Below are 18,388 nucleotides of genomic sequence, written 5' to 3' on the forward strand. Positions count from 1 at the left end.
CTGGGCAAGTCCCGATCAATACCAGCAATACTGATTTGGCTTGGTCGAGGTCCCTAGAGACCTCCAGCGCAGCGAAAAACTGCCAATTACTCAACTCTCTGCAGCCATAGCGTTTTTACACACTCTGGGTCATGAGCGGCCAGGTCCGGTGGTGCTCAAAGTTATATAGATGAGCTCTCAGTGGAGGTAATTGAGTCCGAACTGGATTCAGCAGCCAGCTTCAATCGGTCAGTTGTCTGGCAGGACAGTCAACGCGGATGACTGAAGCCCGATTTCGCTGCATCCAGCGCATACGCCGTTGCTGCCCGCGTGCTCTCGCCGGTCATTGCCGGTCCTCTGCCTGCCTGCACGAAGCGCGTAACCCCTCCCAGCCTCCCTTCCGTGATTCCCGTCCCCGTTCATACATTTGTACAAGCCATGTCCTCGGCCTGCGAATCTTGACGATGTTCAGCCCCGGCTGAGCTCCATACCCTTCAGAACAGGCAGTGTCGATTACTAAAACAAAAGGAGACGAGCAATGCCTATTCAGTCGGAGCATGATCCGCGCTTGAAGCGTGCACTCAAGACGCGACACATCAGCATGCTGGCCCTTGGCGGGGTCATTGGCGCAGGGCTTTTCGTAGGCTCCAGCGCCGTCATCGCTTCAACCGGCCCGGGCGCCTTCATCACCTACGCCATCACCGGCCTCATCGTCGCCCTGGTGATGCGCATGCTCGGTGAAATGGCCGCCGCGCATCCCGCAAAAGGCTCGTTCGTGGACTACGCCCGCATGGCCTTCGGCCGGCCGGCTGGCTACATGACGGGGTGGCTCTACTGGTACTTCTGGGTCATCGTGGTCGGCTTCGAGGCGGTTGTCGGCGGGCAGATCATCAATGGCTGGTTCCCCGACCTGCCGGTCTGGGTCATAGCCCTCGGGCTGATGGTGGGCATGACCCTGCTGAACCTGATGTCGGTGCACTCCTTCGGGGAGGCCGAATACTGGTTCGCCGGCATCAAGGTCGTGGCCATCGTGGTGTTTCTGGCGGTGGCCGGCGCCTATGTCTTCAACCTGTGGCCAGGTTCCACCGCAAGCTTCGGCAACCTTACCCAGCATGGCGGCTTCCTGCCCCATGGCGTGAAGTCCCTGTTCACCGGGGTGGTGGTGGTCATCTTTTCAATGACCGGCGTGGAAGTCGCGACCCTCGCCGCGGCCGAGTCCGAAGACCCTTCGCGCAACATCCGCAAGGCCGTCAATACCGTGATGGTCCGCATCCTGGTGTTCTTCGTGCTGGCGACCTTCTTCATCGTGGTTGCGCAGCCCTGGACCGACATCACCCCAGGCAAGTCGCCCTTCGTCACCACCCTGGAACACATCGGCATCCCCGGTGCCGGCGACATGCTCACCGTAGTGATCCTGGTGGCGGTGCTGTCGGTGTTGAACGCCGGGCTGTACACCTCGTCGCGCCTGCTGTTCGTGCTGGCCTCCCATGACGAGGCGCCACGCTGGATCGCCGCAGTCAGCGAAAGGGGCGTGCCGGTGCGGGGCGTGCTTGCCTCGACCCTGGTGGGCTATGGCTGCGTGGTCATCGCGGCACTCTGGCCCGACACCGTGTTCCAGTTCCTCATCAACTCCTCCGGCACGGTGTTCCTGTTCGTCTACCTGGTGATCTGCCTGTCGCAGATCAAGCTGCGCCGCAAATGGGTGAAAGAGGGGACGCTGAAGTTCGCCATGTGGGGCCACCCGTGGCTGCCGCTGCTGGTGACCGCCGCGATCCTCGCCGTGCTGGTCAGCATGGCCTTCGACCCGACGATGCAGATCAGCCTTGTGCAATGCCTGCTGGCGATTGCCGCGATAGCCGCCTCGTACGTACTGCTGCGCCTGTCCCGCGCCCGTCAGCAGGGCACCACGGCGAAGGCCGGGCCGGCCAGCAGCCTCTAGCGAAAAAAGCCGTATCAGACACGACCCCCTGTTCAGGGTAGTAATGGGAAGCCAACAGCATGTCAGCGAAATTTGATTTGACCCAGTTACCCAACCGGCCACTCTGGTTCGAGCCAGGCCTGCCTCGGGAGCGCCTGGAAGCAACGGAGCAGGCCGATGTGGTCATCATCGGCGCGGGGTACACCGGCCTTTGGACGGCGTATTACCTGCTCAAGAGTGACCCGTCACTGCGCGTGGTGCTGCTGGAAAAGCACCAGGTCGGCTTCGGGGCCTCCGGGCGCAACGGCGGGTGGGCCTCGGCGATCTTCCCGATTTCCCTGACCAGGGTGGCGCAGATGTACTCGCACGAAGCAGCCCTGAACCTGCAGGCCGCCATGAACGACACGGTCGATGAAATCGGTCGGGTGCTCGCTCTGGAAGGCGTCGAGGCGGACTACGCCAAGCAGGGGTTCCTTTCCCTGGCCCGCAGCGCACCGCAGCTTGCCCGGGTGCGGGCGACGGTCGAGGCATCGGCACGCTTCGGGCTGCCGGACCAGTGGCAGGCCCTGGATGATGCGCAAGCCAGCGCCAGGCTTGGTGCCCAGGGTGCATTGGGCGGGTTGTATACCGAACATTGCGCGCTCATTCACCCCGGGAAGCTGGTGCGTGGCCTGGCGCAACGGGTCGAGCAGATGGGGGCGAAGATCTATGAGCGCTCCGCCGTCACGGAGCATGCGCCAGGGGTCGCTCACACCGCGCACGGCTCGGTCAGGGCGGAGGTCACGGTACGGGCCACCGAGGCGTTCACCTCGCAGCAACCGGGTTACTCGCGCTTCGTCATCCCGCTGTATTCGCTGGTGCTGGCCACGGAGCCGTTGCCCCGTGACCTGCTCGCCAGGCTGAAGCTCGACCATCGCCTGGCCTTCAATGACATGCGTCACCTGCGCGTCTACGGGCAGGTCACCGCCGAAGGGCGATTGGTGTTCGGCGGTCGCGGCGCGCCCTACCAGTGGGGCTCGCGGATAACCGAACAGGCCGATCTGGTGGACAACGTCCATCACAAGATCCACGAGACGCTGGTCGAGTTCTTCCCGGCCCTGGCCGACGCGCGCATCACCCACCGCTGGGGCGGCGCACTGGGCGTTTCCCGCGACTGGTGCCCGACGGTGAGCATGGACCGCAAGAACCGCATCGCCTGGGCCGGCAACTATGTCGGCGACGGCGTCGCCACCAGCAACCTGGCGGGGCGCATCCTGCGCAACCTGATCCTGGAACAAGACGAGGACATCAACACGCTGCCCTTCGTCAATCACCGCTCCCCATCGTGGGAGCCCGAGCCACTGCGCTGGCTGGGTATCAACAGCGGGCTGGCCGCAGCCTCGTTGAGTGATATCGAAGAGCGCTTCACCAAACGACCATCCTGCACTGCGAAGTTGCTCGAGAAGCTGACCGGTGCGCATTAACAGGAGTACGCCGTGACAACGTTCACCATCATCAAGGCCGCCGCCATCGCGTCGCTGCCACTGGACCCCGCCGGCCAGCGTGCTGGCGCGGACAAGGGCGATCCGCAGATCGCGATCCGCAAACTGGCGCCCGGGGCGACCGGCAACCTGGGGGTCTGGGAATGCCAGCCGGGTGGCTGGCCGGTGGTCGACCGGCCCGATACCGAGTTCACCTACATCATCTCCGGCCGCGCCGTGCTGACCGATGACGCCAGCGGTGAAGCGGTTGAGGTCACAGGAGGCGACCTGATCATTCTCCCGCCCGGCTGGACGGGGCGCTGGGATGTGCTGGAGAAGGTCAGGAAGGTCTACGCGATCTATTGACCTGCGCCGTTTCCCCTGCGGTGGCTTTAGCAAGCCACCGTACTACCCAAGATTGAGAAAATATCCATGACCAACACGATCACGAACTGGATCTCCGGCGCCCCTGTACACGCAACCAGCGGCCAGCAACAGCCGGTCTACAACCCGGCCACCGGTGTCGTCACCGGCCAGGTGCAACTGGCCAGCCATGCCGATGTGGACGCTGCGGTGGCCTCGGCCAAGGCCGCGTTCCCGGCCTGGAGCAACCTGTCGCCGCTGCGCCGCTCCCGGGTGCTCAACCGCTTCCTTGCGCTGCTCAACGAACACCGGGACGAGCTGGCCCGGATGATCACCGCCGAACATGGCAAGGTCTTCACCGATGCCCAGGGCGAGGTCATGCGCGGCATCGAGATCGTCGAGTTCGCCTGCGGCGCGCCGCAATTGCTCAAGACCGATTTCACCGACCAGGTCAGCACCAACATCGACAACTGGACCCTGCGTCAGCCACTGGGCGTGGTGGCGGGCGTGACGCCGTTCAACTTCCCGGTGATGGTGCCGATGTGGATGTTCCCGGTGGCCCTGGCCACCGGCAATACCTTCGTGCTCAAGCCCAGCCCAATCGACCCGAGCCCGAGCCTGTTCATCGCCGAGCTGCTCAAGCAGGCCGGCCTGCCGGACGGCGTGTTCAACGTGGTGCAAGGTGACAAGGAGGCGGTCAACGCGCTGCTCGAACACCCCGACGTGCAGGCGATTTCCTTCGTCGGTTCCACGCCCATCGCCAACCACATCTATGAGGTCGGCGCCCGCCACGGCAAGCGCGTCCAGGCCCTGGGCGGTGCCAAGAACCACCTGGTGGTGATGCCCGACGCCGATATCGAACAGGTCGTCGACGCCCTGATCGGCGCGGCCTACGGCTCGGCGGGCGAGCGTTGCATGGCGATCAGCGTGGCGGTGTTCGTGGGTGACGAGACGGCCGACAAGGTCATGCCCAAGCTGATCGAGCGCACCCGGACGCTGAAGGTGCTCAACGGCACCAACCTCGAAGCCGAGATGGGGCCGATCGTCACCCGTGCCGCGCACGAACGCATCACCGGCTATATCGAGCAGGGCATCAAGGAAGGCGCGACGCTGCTGGTCGATGGTCGCGGCTTCAACGGTGAGGTTGCCGGCGAGGGCTGCGGTGACGGCTTCTGGATGGGCGGTACGCTGTTCGATGATGTCACCCCCGACATGCGTATCTACAAGGAGGAGATCTTCGGCCCGGTGCTCGCGTGCATCCGGGTCAAGGATTTCGCCGAGGCCGTGCAGCTGATCAATGACCACGAGTTCGGCAATGGCGTGAGCTGCTACACCCGCGACGGCCACATCGCTCGCGAGTTCGGCCGCCGGATCCAGGTCGGCATGGTCGGCATCAACGTACCGATCCCGGTGCCCATGGCCTGGCACGGCTTCGGCGGCTGGAAGAAGAGCCTGTTCGGCGACATGCATGCCTACGGCGAGGAGGGTGTGCGCTTCTACACCAAGCAGAAGAGCATCATGCAACGCTGGCCGCAGTCGATTGCCAAAGGCGCGGAGTTCGCGATGCCGACCAGCAACTGACGCTATCGGCTAGCTGAACGCAAACGGCCCCGCCCACGCAGCGGGGCCGTTTGCATTTCAGCGGTTGCCCTCGAACAGTTCGGTGTTCTTGCCGGCCTGGATCGCAATCCAGAAACGCGCGATGCCTTGGGTGGTGGTGGGCTTGATGCCGGTCAGCTGCTCCACCAGCTTGAGCCGGTAGACGAGGGTCTGGCGGTGCACGTCGAGGTCGATGGCGGTGGCTTTCCAGTTGCCGTCGTTTTCAAGGAAGGTCATGAGCGTCTGCAACAGCGCAGCGCCCTGGGTGCGATCGTGCTCGATGAGCGGGCCCAGGTAGCGACCGACCAGTGCCCGGGCTTCCGCCAGGGATTTGGGCGCCATGATCAGCCCGGTTTCGGCTTCCCCATAACGCAGTGCCGATGTGCCGAGTTCTTCGGCCTGGGTCAGTGCCAGGCGCGCTTGCCGGACGCTTTCACGAAAGCCGGTTGCCGTGGCGATTGCCCCGCTAATGCCGATCACGGTGCCTTCGCCGATATTTGCACGCAGGGCATTTATCGCGTCGATGTCGTCCCGGCAGAGCGCCAGCAGCAGGCCTTTGTCCGTCAGCAGCAGTGGGGTGGAACTGTGCAGGGCAGGGGCCTGGTGTATCTCGTCCGCAGACCAGGGGCCGTTGGCGCCAGGCAGGATCGCGAGGCTCACCAGTGTGCCGGTGAGGCCCCGGCGTTCCAGCAGCGGGCGGGCGAGGGTGAGCTCCGTCTCGCTCTCCAGCAGGCTGCGCAGCAAGGCCGAGCCTTCTTCGCGTTGCTGGTCGCGGTGGATCATCAGCCGTTCAAGCTCGACGCCGAGCAGGCCGACCAGCGAGCGCATGAGGATGGCGTCATCCTGCGTCCGCTTGCCGGTGCGGGCCATCGTCAGATTGGCTCGGGTACGGCCACCGATCGGGATGCGCTCGACCTGTTCCGTAGCCTGCTTCGTGGTCGATCCGGTGTCGAGGATGGTGGCGCCGCTTTGCGTATCCTCGATGGCCAGGTTCAGGTTCAGTGAGTTGGCCAGGATGGACAGGCGGCCGGCCATGTCGGGTGCCTTGCGCAGCGCTTCGGCGTAGGTCTGGAACAGGCGCTCGCTGGCATTGAAGCGTTCGCGCTGGGCCTGGAGGACGCTCTCGATCACGTAGTGGGAGAGCTTTACGAACTCGAGTTCGAAACTGGCTTGCAGCACGGGGAACAGAAGACGGTCAGCGGCCTCCAGCAGTTTGCGCGAGAGCTTCGGCGCATCCGGGCGGGGAGCGACTACCAGCGCGCTGGCATTGCTCTGCACCAGTTGTTCCAGCCAGGTGACCTGGTCCTGTGCGTCGCTTGGCATGCCCAGCCCGGTGGTCATCACCAGATCGCCGGGGGAGATCCAGCGCCATGGGTCCGGCAGGTCGACGGCGTGGGCCCAGGTGATCTGCCTGCCGGTGCCGGCCAGGCCGGCGACTGCCTCCAGTTTCAGCAGTTCGATGTTGATCAGGTCCTGCACCGTGAGCATAGGGGTACCGGTCTGCGGGTTCGGAGGGGGCATGTTACCGGGTGGGGGCGGAGGGGGCCATGTTTAGGGTGGAGCGATTGCGCAGGAGCCCAACGTTGCTGATGAAATCAGTAGTCGAGTCACTTACCCTCGAGTCGTTCCTCTGTGCCTGGGGCGTTCGTTTCAATAATCGAATTTATGTGATTTTGGTATCAGTGCTATGTGATTGGCATGGTTTATCGATTAATGGTTGAAAGGTAATTTGCTTCTCTGCGATATCAAATCGAGAGCAACCATGACTCAGTGCTTCATCCACCAATGCGTGTCCGCCGTTGCAAAGGCGGGCACTCTTGTTTTCGCTTTGTGCGCCGCTGCGGTCGTCGATGGCTCTGAACGCCCATCTCTGGTCATCAAGGATCAGGGAAGCGTGATTGCCGGCGGCAGACAGATCACCCAGCCCGGTACTTTTGATCCCTACAATCCGACCAGGCCCGATGGCCAATCCATTCACGGCGATCATTTGTATGCGTTCTATCAGGTTCCCATCGATGCTCGTCCGCTCCCGATTCTAATGCTGCACGGCGCGGGGCAATCGGCGAAGTCCTGGGAGACAACAGTCGACGGCCGTGAAGGGTTCCAAAACATTTTCCTGCGTCGCGGATTCTCCACGTACTTGGTTGATCAGCCGCGCCGTGGCGACGCGGGACGCAGCCTCGTTGAAACGACGATCAAACCGGTGGCGGACGAGCAGCTATGGTTCAACCAGTTCCGCATTGGTCTGTGGCCCGAGACCTTTGAGGGCAGCCAATTTCCGCGCGGGGAGGCGGCACAGGAGCAATTCTTCCGTTCGATGACACCCAACACTGGGCCTTACGACGTTGACGTCGTATCCAATGGCGTTTGCGCTCTGTTGGAAAAGACGGGGCCGGCCATCTTGTTCACCCATTCCCAGGGCGGCGGCCCCGGTTGGATGGCGGCGATCAAAAGCCCTGACGTGCGGGCCATCGTAGCGTTCGAACCAGGCAGCAGCTTCGTGTTTCCAGAGGGGGAGGTGCCCGCGCCGATTCCCAGTGCATTCGACACTCTCTCGGGCCAAGGGGTATCGAAGGAACAGTTCAAAGCGCTGACCCGAATCCCCATCGTCATCTTCTATGGCGACAACATCCCCGACCAACCGGTTCGGTTACCTGCTCAGGACAGTTGGCGCGCGCGACTTGAGATGGCGCGCCTGTGGCGGGATACGGTGAACCGCCATGGTGGTGACGTCAGGCTCGTTCACTTGCCGCAGATCGGGATCAAGGGCAATAGCCATTTCCCGTTTTCGGACATGAACAACATCGAGATCGCGGATCTGGTTTCGAAGTTTCTCGCTGAAAAAAATCTGGATTGACCGCGTGCGCGGCGATATCGGCCACACCTCTCACACGCTTGAATTGTCAGGAGTATTCATAGGATGCGAACCACGTTGAAGGCCACTTTCATGGCTGTCATGATCGGGATGTCGGGCGCCGAAGTCGGGGCTGCTGACTACAAGCAGAATCCATTCACATTGACCTACGGTGGCGCACTGACGAAGAACGAGCCGGGCCAGGTCAACATCCATCCGGTGACGTACAAACTCAACGGCCTGGATATTTCCGCCAACGTTTACACCCCGGCAAACTATGACGCGGCGAAGAAATACCCGGTCGTGGTCGTAGCGCACCCCAATGGCGGGGTGAAGGAACAGGTCGCGGGTCTGTATGCCCAGCGTCTGGCGGATCAGGGCTACATCACGATCACGGCGGATGCGGCGTATCAAGGGGCCAGTGCCGGTGAGCCGCGCAACGTCGACAAGCCGGCGCATCGCATTGAGGACATCCATGGCATGGCGGACTTCATCACCGGTTATCCCGGCGTCGACAGCGCACGTCTGGGCCTGCTCGGTATCTGCGGCGGTGGCGGCTATTCATTGGCAGCGGCGCAAACCGATAAGCGCTTCCAGTCGATTGCGACTTTGAGCATGTTCAACTCAGGTCTGGTTCGCCGTAATGGCTATCAGGATTCGCAAGTGGCCACGATCCAGGACCGCTTGCAGCAGGCCTCGGCCGCCCGTGCACAGGAAGCGGCAGGTGGGGAAATACGTTATACCGGCGATGCCAGACTGACCGATGAGCAGATCACCAAACTACCGTTTGAGCTGTATCGGCAAGGTTTTGAGTATTACGGCAAGACCCACGCTCACCCAAACTCGACCTTCAGATACACCTTGAGCAGCCTGTTGGATCTGATGAGCTTCGACGCCACGGACCGCATCGAACTGATCGAAAAACCTTTGCTGATGATCGCGGGCAGCAAGGCCGACAGCCTGTACATGTCGGAGCAAGCCTTTGCCAGGGCTACGGGTGCGAATGACAAGCAGTTGTTCAAGATTGATGGGGCGTCCCACATCGACACCTATTGGGTGCCTGCTTATGTGGACATCGCCATGGATCAATTGACCGCGTTTTACGCCAGAACGCTCTGAATCGAGGGAACTGTCATCATGAACAAAACCCTTTTAGGCATTGCGATGTGCGCCGCGACGCCCTTCGCCAGTGGCGCCGGACAGGCTGACAATGTCAGTGAGTCCCAGATCACTCAGCAGATCCGCCGTTCAGGCACCCAGGCTTCAGCAGTCGGGCCGGCGGATTATTTCTCGGGACGGGTGCGCGTCGATCCTTTATTTCCCGCATCCAGCGAAGTCAATGCCTCCGGCGCTTATGTTACCTTCGAGCCGGGCGCGCGTTCGGCTTGGCACACCCACCCGGCGGGTCAGCGCTTGGTGGTGGTTTCCGGCATCGGACTGACCCAGGAGTGGGGCAAGCCCGTACAGGAAATCCGTCCGGGGGATGTCATCATCTGCCCGCCGGGCGTCAAGCACTGGCACGGTGCTGCACCCGCCAGCACCATGACTCACTTGGCCGTAACCGGCGCAGTGGACGGCAAGAGCGTGCAGTGGCTGGAAAAAGTCACGGATGTTCAATACAGCGCGCACAGCACGGCGCAGCCGTCAGCGGTGGCCGTCGAGTCTTCTGCTGCCCAGATGCTGTCCGCCAAACAGCAGGCCATCCCGTTGATTGCAGCCGCCATGGCCACGAGCAACATGTCCGGGCTCAATGCTGCCTTGAATCAGGGACTGGATGCGGGCCTGACCGTCAGCGAGGCGAAGGAAATTCTGGTTCAGCTCTACGCCTACAGCGGTTTTCCACGCAGTCTCAACGCGCTCGGCGAGCTGATGAAATTGGTGGAGGCACGCAAGCAACGCGGCGTTCAGGATAATCCGGGGCGCGAGCCCGGTCGCGTCATTCCCACCGGCGACGAACTGCTGGCGGTGGGCAAGGCCAATCAGACGCGCATTGCCGGTACTCCCGTCCAGGGTCCGTTGTTCGACTTCGTCCCTGTCATCAATCAGTACTTGCAGACGCATCTGTTCGGCGACATTTTCGAGCGTGACAACCTGGACTGGCAAAGTCGTGAGCTGGCGACGGTTGCAGCGCTGTCTGTCACCCCTGGCGTGGAGTCACAACTGCGCTCGCACATGGCTGCCAGCCTGCGGGTCGGCTTGACCGCTTCACAGTTGCGTCAATTGATTCAGCTGCTGGCCGACCAAGGCGATGCCGCTGCGGCCAAGCGTGCCGGCGAAGCGTTGGACGCCGTCCAGGCGAATTAACCCAAATAGCGCAAGGCTTCGCGCAGCAACGTGAAGGCCGGTGAACTCTGGCGCCGGCTCGGATAGTAGAGGTGGTAGCCAGAGAACGGTTCGCACCAATCCTCGAGCACGCGAATCAACCGACCTTGCGCCACATGTTCCTGCACCAGGTCCTCCGGCATGTAGGCTAACCCCAACCCTTGGAGGGTGGCCTGAAGGCGCATGGCGATGTTGTTGAACACCAGTTGGCCTTCGACCCGGACTTTCAGTTCTTGCCCGTCTTTCTCGAACTCCCAGAGGTAGAGACCGCCGTAAGTCGGCATGCGTAGGGTGATGCAGTTGTGCATCATGAGATCACTGGGGATGACCGGCTTCGGATATCGGGCGAAATACGCAGGGGATCCAACAACTGCCATGCGCATGTCAGGGCCGATACGCATTGCAATCATGTCCTTGGCCACCTGCTCACCCAGCCGTACACCAGCGTCGAAACCTTGCGCCACGATATCGGTAAAGCCGTAGTCGACGATGATTTCGATATTGAGATCGGGATTGTCAGGTAGCAGCCTGCAGAGGACGGGTTGCAAGATCGTGATTGCGGAGTGCTCGCCAGCCGTGATGCGCAATTTACCGGCTGGCTTGTCGCGAAATTCGCTGAGCAATGCCAGTTCGTTATCGATCTCTTCGAATCTCGGGGCAAGAATCCTTAGCAAATGCTCACCTGCTTGCGTCGCAGATACACTGCGAGTGGTGCGAGAAAGTAGCCTGACGCCCAGGCGATCTTCCAACTGACGCATTGCCCGGCTCAAGGCGGGTTGTGACATGCCGAGTTTGGCAGCGGCGCGGGTAAAGCTGCGCTCCTGTGCCACGGCCGAGAAGATTGCGAGTTGGTCATAACTCTCAGTGGTCATTGATCCGCCCCTGTTATAAACGGTTTGCGATTATGCCATCTGTGTGACTAATCGTCCGATCCCTTAGGGCGCGAAGATAAAATATGTCCGACCAAAATCGTCCGCTTCTGGCCCAGAGTTTGTAAAAACGCCTCCGTGATCCCTTGCTATGACTTCTGAGGGTTTCATCGCAGGGATCGCCCATGAAGCGCTTTATTCAAGGTGAACACTGAGGTCAAAGCACCTTGCTTCCCGAAAGCCTCGACGACTATGTCAGCGATACCAATCCGGTGCGCGTGGTCGACGTCTTTGTCGACGGACTTGACCTGGTCAAGCTGGGTTTTGCAGGCGTCACTCCCGCAGATACAGGGCGACCTGCTTACCACCCCGCGGTCCTGCTGAAGATCTGCATTTACAGCTACCTCAACCGCATTCAATCAAGCCGGCGCCTGGAGCGAGAAGCCCAGCGCAACATTGAGTTGATGTGGCTGACTGGTCGCTTGATGCCGGACTTTAAAACCATCGCCAATTTCCGCAAGGACAACGGCAAGGCCATCCGCGGAGTCTGCCGTCAATTTGTGGTGCTGTGCCAGCAACTGGCATTGTTCTCGGAAGCGCTCGTTGCCATCGATGGCAGCAAGTTCAAGGCGGTCAACAATCGGGATCGGAACTTTACCAGCGCCAAGCTTCAACGGCGAATGGAGGAAATTGAGTCCAGTATCAATCGCTATCTGACAACACTTGATACCGCAGACCGTCAGGAGCCTTCCGTTGCCCAAGCCAAAGCCGAACGCCTCCATGCCAAGATCGCGGCCTTGAAAGCCAAGATGCAGGAGCTCAGCGAAGTCGAGGTGCAGCTAAACCAAACACCGGATAAACAGATCTCGCTAACCGATCCTGATGCTCGCTCGATGAAGACGCGCGGAACAGGAATGGTCGGCTACAACGTCCAGACGGCGGTCAATGCGAAGCACCACCTGATCGTGGCGCACGAGGTAACGAATGATGGCGTTGATCGAGACCAACTGAGCTCGATGGCCAAGCATGCACGAGCGGCCATGGGTGTCGATGAACTGTCGGCAGTCGCAGACAGAGGCTATTTCAAGGGCGAAGAAATCCTGGCGTGCCATGAGGCTGGAATTATCGTTTTCGTGCCCAAGACGCTGACCTCGGGAGCGACAGCGGCTGGCCGCTTCGGCAAAGATGATTTCATCTATGATGCCTCAACGAACGAGTATCGGTGCCCAGCCGGGCAAAGCTTGATCTGGCGTTTCTCAAGCGTCGAGAAAGGGCTGAAGCTGCATCGTTACTGGAGCTCGCACTGTCAGAGTTGTGCCCTGAAGGAACGCTGCACGCCCAGCGCTGAGCGGCGAGTTAGCCGCTGGGAACATGAGTCGGTACTCGAGACGATGCAAAGTCGTCTTGATCAAGCACCAGAAATGATGCGGATCCGCCGCCAAACGGGTGAGCATCCCTTCGGCACACTGAAGTCCTGGATGGGGGCCACGCATTTCCTCACCAGAACCCTTGACCGGGTGAGTACCGAGATGAGCCTGCATGTACTCGCCTACAACCTCAAACGCGTGCTACGGCTGTTGGGCAGCGATGGCTTGATGGCGGCGATGAAGGCCTGAGGCCTTCTTGGCGGTGCGATATGTGCATCTGGCAGGCCCTCGCTGGCCCAAGACCCGATCAATACCAGCACCACTGGTTTGGCTTGGTTGAAGCTCCAAGAAAGCTCCAGCGCGGCGAAAAACTACCAATTACCCAACTCTCTGCACCCATAGCGTTTTTACACACTCTGGGCCAGCTTCTGCCGCTCGTCCGCGCGTACGAAAGGGCATTCAAACGTCAGCTACGCTAAAAAGTCTTCCATCTGGACAGGCATCCACCTCATCGGAAACCTGCGCGTCGCCCGAATCCTGAACGGGCGTGTTAGTCAATGCGCGCCGTGCGCTGTATCAAATCAAAGAAGTCGGCTCCAGGTAAACGTTTGACCTTGTCCGGTGCAAATCCACTGGGTTACTGGTTAGATGTAATACCGAAGTCGGAGGTTACCGCAGAGGTGAGTTCGTTCGCTTTGCTAGTAGTTTCCGATGTTCCAAGGAGTGCCCCCCCATGTTTGACGATCACAGAGAGCGTGGCACCGCAAATGAATTCTCTTTAACGAGTTCGCAGGATACGGAGCTCGGGTCGGCCCTTCCTGATGGCCATCCGCGGGATCACGATCTTGAGGCACATTCAAACGACCTAAGACGCTTCGATGAAGTACGAGAGCAGAGTGCCGACCTGCAAATCAAGGGAAAGAACGCACTCGCCGGTCTAATAAAAACAATGAACGGTTCGTCCGGTCGGAACGCTTCCGAGTACGAGCAGGTGAAAGCACTTCGTGTCGTGTTGCAGACCAATGCAATGAGTCTGGACAAAAAAAGCTTCGAGAGCACGTTCAAGTACGTAGCAGACTTGAACACATTGAGCAAAACGCCTCGCTCGGTACTCATTGCCGCAGAGTCAATGCGAGCGCTGGTGGCCACCAACGTGCACACGCTTTGCCCCGAAGTCATGAGGTGCTGGTATTGGATCGTGAGGGAATTTTTCACGGTTAGTGGGCCCGACTGGTCTGTCGGAGGCAGCCGAGCCGGTGTGGGAGGATGGGCGTCAGGATTTGTGACGGCTCAGTGTGTGCATGCGGTACTGGAGCTATCCGACTCTCTGACTGCAACGCATGACTTTTGCAGACATCTGCACACTGCAGCTATCACGCTGAATTTAATCGAGCAGCCAGGAATTCCGGAGGAGTGGCGGGCGACTGACAAGGCCCGCATCGCGTCCTCGCTCCAAAATACACTAACGAGGCTTCTTCCTAGACTCCCATTTCAGGTTGAAAACATTAAGTTGATCACAGGTGAGAACGTCAAGTCCTACGTTAGTGATTTGTATCCTGGTCAGTTGAAAGTGTCTTTGGAAAAAGCGGCTAAAGGTCTCCTCAATCTCCGTACAGAAATCAACGATTTCAGAGAAATGGAAAAGAGCGAACTCGCCTCCCTGGCCAACGCCCCGCATCGAAGGAGGCTCGAAAAGCGCTTTGCCGAATCAACCCCCGGTCATGGCATTGCCTATGCCGCGATCAAAAAGGCCCGCACGCTAGTCAGGATTGCCATCAGAAAGCTGAGGCGTAAAGATAATCCCTGGGCGGCTCTCGCCAGCGTGTTTCAGACGGCGTCGACAAGATCGCGAGACGGGTTGCAAGCAACCCGCAGGTTTCTGTCCAGAACGATTGATGAACAGCTCACGGCTAGCGGCTTGGCCGATGGTCGGCAATGGGAACCTGCTGAACTTGCGTTTGCCGCCAATGCGTTCACAGCGCTCACCCGTGACGAGGCCACCTGGGACGAGGAGCGGATCAGACTCGCAGCCTCTCGCGTGCAGAGAAGTCTCACACCCGATGGAACGCTGGTCATCCGGAGCCCGTACCATACTCAGGAACATCAGGAAAAAAAAGTGCACTTTTTCGTGCCGAGCAATGCGGCGTTGGCCGCCGCGGCGAGTCTTCTGCGCGCAACCAAGATACCGCTGACGGAATCGCTCGTCCGGCGTCTTCTTCCAGGCCTGATAGAACGGTCAGTTATCCGTGGGTTGAACCTGAACGGATGGAGAATCGAGTATTCCGTCCCGACAGATAATGAAGATGTATTGGAGACGGCGTGCGCGGTTGAAGCGCTGGTTTCGGTGAACAGGCTACTCGATGATGGCATCAACAGCATTATCCTCCCCCACTTTTCTGTCCGCCTTCCGGATAAAAAACGACTGGGTCTGGACGATCTATTTTATCCCGATTACGGCTTCGCTCAGGAAGTGACTCATGCGGAGACAGCGGGTGTCGTTCGTCCGAGTTGCGCCATGATGTTTCAGCGCTTACGCGCCCATGTGACCCAGACCCGTTTGAGCCCACTGCATTCTTTGGTGCTCTACGGGCCTGCGGGGACCGGCAAGACGACACTCGTCGAAGCGCTGGCTCAAACATGTGATGTACCGATGATTGAGGTGACGCCCAGCGACTTGGCAAAGGGCGGGGAGGTTGCACTCGAGCGCAGGGCACGCGCGGTATTTGAAGCCCTATCGTTGCTCACCCACGTCGTTATATTGTTCGATGAATTCGATCCCATATTGCATCGGCGTGATACCAGTGGGCAGAAGGAGTTCAATTACTTTTCGTTCCTCACACCCGGCATGCTGCCGAAACTGAAGAACCTGAGCGAAAAGGCCAATAAGCGCTCAGTCGCCTACGTTTTGATTACTAACCTGCTTGGCACGCTGGATCAGGCGGCGGTACGCCGCGGACGATTCGATGAGCGTCTCGCAGTGTTCTCTCCCGATCCACTTGCACGCCTTGGACGGTTGGCGTTCGTCGCGCACAAGCGTGCACAAGCCGATACTCTCAATGCTCTGAAAGCAGCACGGGAAGCGAACGCGAGCTCACCGCAATTACTGGACGCAGCTAAGCCGTTATATCCAACCGATTTCCTGATACGACTTCGAGAAGTGGCTTATCGCACTGCCGGGCTGGGTATGCCACAGATGACTTCGAAGGGGTGGTATCGAAGCGATGGAGACTTTGGTGTAGACACGCCACTCGGTTACATTTTTAACAAGGAAAAAGTCGAGGCAGTGTTTACTTGTCAAGCGGAAGCAGAAGACCCCTACGATTCGGAACTGCGAGGGACCGGCGAGCCAGCAGAGTGGGAAGCAGCGCAATGGTGGTGGTTGCATGAATGGGATACCCACGTTAGTAAATTATCTGCTAATGGCGACGAGCAGGACGTCCTGGCTAAACGGCCCGATGAGATCGGTGAGACGGTGGGAAACAGATGCGTCGGAAAACAGGAGGCGGCGAGAATGAAAACAGCGGCGTCCAAATAATGGTAGTCACTTGTTCCAATTCTCAAAGTTTTAGCATGATGGACTCGCACAGGGTGGGTGGCATGCCTTGGTCAGAGTCGGCTACGGGCCCAGGCTGTGTGAAAACACACTTGATACGTTCAACGCTGAGATTTTTATTTGGATTGCCTGCGAAGTCGGTAGTAGAAAGTACAGGTTGGTCCATGCGGCCAACATCGGCGCTCATATGGCTGTTGGGGCCGCGTCAGCGGCCCCAACAGCCACTTACCGACGATCCAGCGGCATGATCACGCCCTGATCGCTTCAAGCAATCCCAAAATGCCAAAGATGTTCATCATTCGCTTGAGGTTATAGGCAAGCACATGAAGGCTCATTTCAGTGCTCACCTTCGGCGTATGCGTCCTGCCATCACGCCTTGCGTAACTAAACCGGTTGCCACTTATGCGGCAGTAACTGGTCGATTTCACTCGCCCGCTGCATCGGCAGGCGCGTGAGAACATCCTTCAGATAGGCATACGGATCATGACCATTCAGCCGCGCAGACTGGATCAAGCTCATGATTGCGGATTCCACGCCATCCGGCCGCAAAGGTCGGCCAAAAGCAGTCCATGACCAGGGTTCGCTTTGGGCCGATACGCGAGCGGTAGCTACGGATCGAGCAATGGCCCTGGTCGCCTAAATTCGAATGCACGACGTTGCTCGACAGAATCGTGCCCCGATCCGGCTAACGGTGCCGGACGTTCGTGGTGAAAAGGGGCAACTGGGCCTGTGCGGTGAGCGCAGTGGTGCTCATTGAGTGGCCATCAGCCAGACGAAGGCCCTAATGATGAGCAAGCAAGGCTAGTTCTTGCGCTTTCGATCAGGTATCGAAGTCACGTTCTACGCAGGAGCTGAGGGCGGGAGACGTTTGTTCTCGAGTGTTAGCAACTCTGATGCGGCGCGGCGCTGCATGACAGCAAACTATGGGGACCATCATATATCCGGATTGCGGAAGCGGGCTGGGGCCAACCAGAGTGAACGTATAAAACCCCCGAAAGTGAGCTAGATACCCTAGTCCGCCAAGCCATAGCCGAGGTGTTTCCATTTTTTTAGCCACCGCTCAGCCATCACGCTCAGTACATCCACCCCAATGATCCACGTTCCTGCAGTTGTAGCATCTTCTGTAGACTTCGGTTGCTCCCTGATGGCCAAGCGATACGAACTCAGCGATGCATCCTGGGAAATGATCGAAGATCTGATCACCCAGGATCAGAAAACGGGACGCCCAAGAAACAACGACCGATTGATGCTCAACGGCATCCTGTGGGTGCTCTGCTCAGGCGCCGCCTGGCGCGACATGCCTGAGCGCTTCGGCCCTTGGTCGACGGTTTATCATCGCTTTCGCGACTGGCGAAATCGAGGCACGTTTGACCAGATGCTCAAGCGCTTGCACATCAAGCTCAATGAGCAAGGGCTGATCGATCTGGACACCTGGATGATCGACTCCACGGCGGTACGCGCAACCCGAGCCTCCTCCGGCGCCGGGGGGGGCCTGAAGAAGGGGGCCTGAAGAACCGCTAGATCATGCGCTGGGGCGCAGTCGCGGCGGCCTCACGACCAAAATTCATATGCTCTGCGATTCGAATGGAATCCCCCTGTGTTTCAACTTGTCGGGGGGACAGGCCAGCGACATTGCGCATGCGCAGCCGTTGCTGGACCAGATTCAAATTCCAAGCAGTCAGAGAGGGCGACCTCATAAGCGCTGCCGCTGGTTGCTGGCGGACAAAGGCTACGATGCCGAACATCTGCGGTGCTATTGTGACCGCTACCGGATGCAGCCGGTGATTCCCTTGCGCAGCATGAAGCGCAAGCCAAAGCCTGGCCTGTCCAGGCTGTTCGACAAACCCAAGTACCGACAGCGCAACATCATTGAGCGCATGTTCGGGTGGCTGAAAGAGAACCGCCGAATCGGTACCCGGTACGACAAGTTGGCGAAAAGTTTTGGGGCAATGGTCTCTCTGGCTTGCACCATGCGGTGTTTGCGACATTACTTTTCGTACACTGCCTAGGTGCCGCCGTCAGTCCCATATCGCAAATAGGCTCCCGCTTTGACACTGGTAACTCCGGTCGGCTGACTCAGTGACGCATGTGCAGAACACCAGGC

At 59.5% G+C, this 18,388-nt stretch carries 11 protein-coding genes and 3 pseudogenes; 10 read left to right on the plus strand and 4 right to left on the minus strand.

Annotation, left to right across the window (positions count from 1 at the left end; genetic code table 11):
- The first annotated feature begins 517 nt into the window (after window positions 1-517).
- The 4 genes from GUY40_RS25560 (at window position 518) to GUY40_RS25575 (ending at window position 5,301) form a co-directional block, all read left to right on the plus strand.
- Entirely contained in the window at window positions 518-1,918 is a 1,401-nt protein-coding gene (locus GUY40_RS25560; protein ID WP_166571694.1) for an amino acid permease, read from the plus strand.
- 59 nt (window positions 1,919-1,977) lie between these two features.
- Window positions 1,978-3,360 carry an FAD-binding oxidoreductase gene (locus GUY40_RS25565; protein ID WP_166571695.1) on the plus strand — a complete coding sequence of 461 codons (1,383 nt, stop codon included), beginning with the start codon at window positions 1,978-1,980 and terminating at the stop codon, window positions 3,358-3,360.
- Between the two features lie 12 nt (window positions 3,361-3,372).
- Window positions 3,373-3,723, plus strand: coding sequence for a cupin domain-containing protein (locus tag GUY40_RS25570; RefSeq protein WP_166571696.1), 351 nt, complete (start codon window positions 3,373-3,375; stop codon window positions 3,721-3,723).
- Window positions 3,724-3,789: 66 nt separating this feature from the next.
- Window positions 3,790-5,301, plus strand: coding sequence for a CoA-acylating methylmalonate-semialdehyde dehydrogenase (locus GUY40_RS25575; protein ID WP_166571697.1), 1,512 nt, complete (start codon window positions 3,790-3,792; stop codon window positions 5,299-5,301).
- Window positions 5,302-5,358: 57 nt separating this feature from the next.
- On the opposite strand, the gene GUY40_RS25580 is transcribed toward GUY40_RS25575, so the two are convergent.
- Window positions 5,359-6,840: a PucR family transcriptional regulator gene (locus GUY40_RS25580; RefSeq protein ID WP_256675868.1), complete on the minus strand. Its 1,482-nt coding sequence runs from the start codon at window positions 6,838-6,840 to the stop codon at window positions 5,359-5,361.
- A gap of 241 nt (window positions 6,841-7,081) precedes the next feature.
- On the opposite strand from GUY40_RS25580, the gene GUY40_RS25585 reads away from it, so the two are divergent.
- The 3 genes from GUY40_RS25585 to GUY40_RS25595 all read left to right on the plus strand — a co-directional run bounded on the left by GUY40_RS25585 (window position 7,082) and on the right by GUY40_RS25595 (window position 10,477).
- A complete protein-coding gene (locus GUY40_RS25585) occupies window positions 7,082-8,176 on the plus strand; it encodes an alpha/beta fold hydrolase (protein WP_166571698.1) in 1,095 nt (364 codons plus the stop codon).
- Window positions 8,177-8,239: 63 nt separating this feature from the next.
- The gene (locus GUY40_RS25590; RefSeq protein ID WP_166571699.1) at window positions 8,240-9,292 is read left to right on the plus strand and encodes an alpha/beta hydrolase; all 1,053 of its coding nucleotides are present in this window, start codon (window positions 8,240-8,242) and stop codon (window positions 9,290-9,292) included.
- A gap of 18 nt (window positions 9,293-9,310) precedes the next feature.
- Window positions 9,311-10,477, plus strand: a complete 1,167-nt coding sequence (locus GUY40_RS25595; protein WP_166571700.1) for a carboxymuconolactone decarboxylase family protein — start codon at window positions 9,311-9,313, stop codon at window positions 10,475-10,477.
- Here GUY40_RS25595 and GUY40_RS25600 read toward each other — a convergent pair.
- Window positions 10,474-11,367 (minus strand): LysR family transcriptional regulator, encoded by an 894-nt coding sequence (locus GUY40_RS25600; RefSeq protein WP_166571701.1) that lies wholly within the window; start codon window positions 11,365-11,367, stop codon window positions 10,474-10,476. The genes GUY40_RS25595 and GUY40_RS25600 overlap by 4 nt on opposite strands.
- A gap of 224 nt (window positions 11,368-11,591) precedes the next feature.
- Between GUY40_RS25600 and GUY40_RS25605 the strand changes: the two genes are divergently transcribed.
- Together GUY40_RS25605 and GUY40_RS25610 are read left to right on the plus strand one after the other, a co-directional pair.
- Window positions 11,592-12,980 (plus strand): IS1182 family transposase, encoded by a 1,389-nt coding sequence (locus GUY40_RS25605; protein WP_256675869.1) that lies wholly within the window; start codon window positions 11,592-11,594, stop codon window positions 12,978-12,980.
- Between the two features lie 484 nt (window positions 12,981-13,464).
- A complete protein-coding gene (locus GUY40_RS25610) occupies window positions 13,465-16,266 on the plus strand; it encodes an ATP-binding protein (RefSeq protein WP_166571702.1) in 2,802 nt (933 codons plus the stop codon).
- A 266-nt stretch (window positions 16,267-16,532) separates the two neighbouring features.
- On the opposite strand, the pseudogene GUY40_RS28935 reads toward GUY40_RS25610, so the two are convergent.
- A pseudogene (locus GUY40_RS28935) lies at window positions 16,533-16,634 on the minus strand (hypothetical protein); the annotation flags it as partial.
- Between the two features lie 34 nt (window positions 16,635-16,668).
- Window positions 16,669-16,872, minus strand: a pseudogene (locus GUY40_RS25615) (transposase domain-containing protein); the annotation flags it as partial.
- Window positions 16,873-17,428: 556 nt separating this feature from the next.
- On the opposite strand from GUY40_RS25615, the pseudogene GUY40_RS25620 reads away from it, so the two are divergent.
- Window positions 17,429-18,293, plus strand: a pseudogene (locus GUY40_RS25620) (IS5 family transposase).
- Window positions 18,294-18,388 lie beyond the last annotated feature (95 nt).

This window comes from Pseudomonas sp. R5(2019), from assembly GCF_009905435.1.
In the GTDB taxonomy this organism is placed as follows: domain Bacteria; phylum Pseudomonadota; class Gammaproteobacteria; order Pseudomonadales; family Pseudomonadaceae; genus Aquipseudomonas.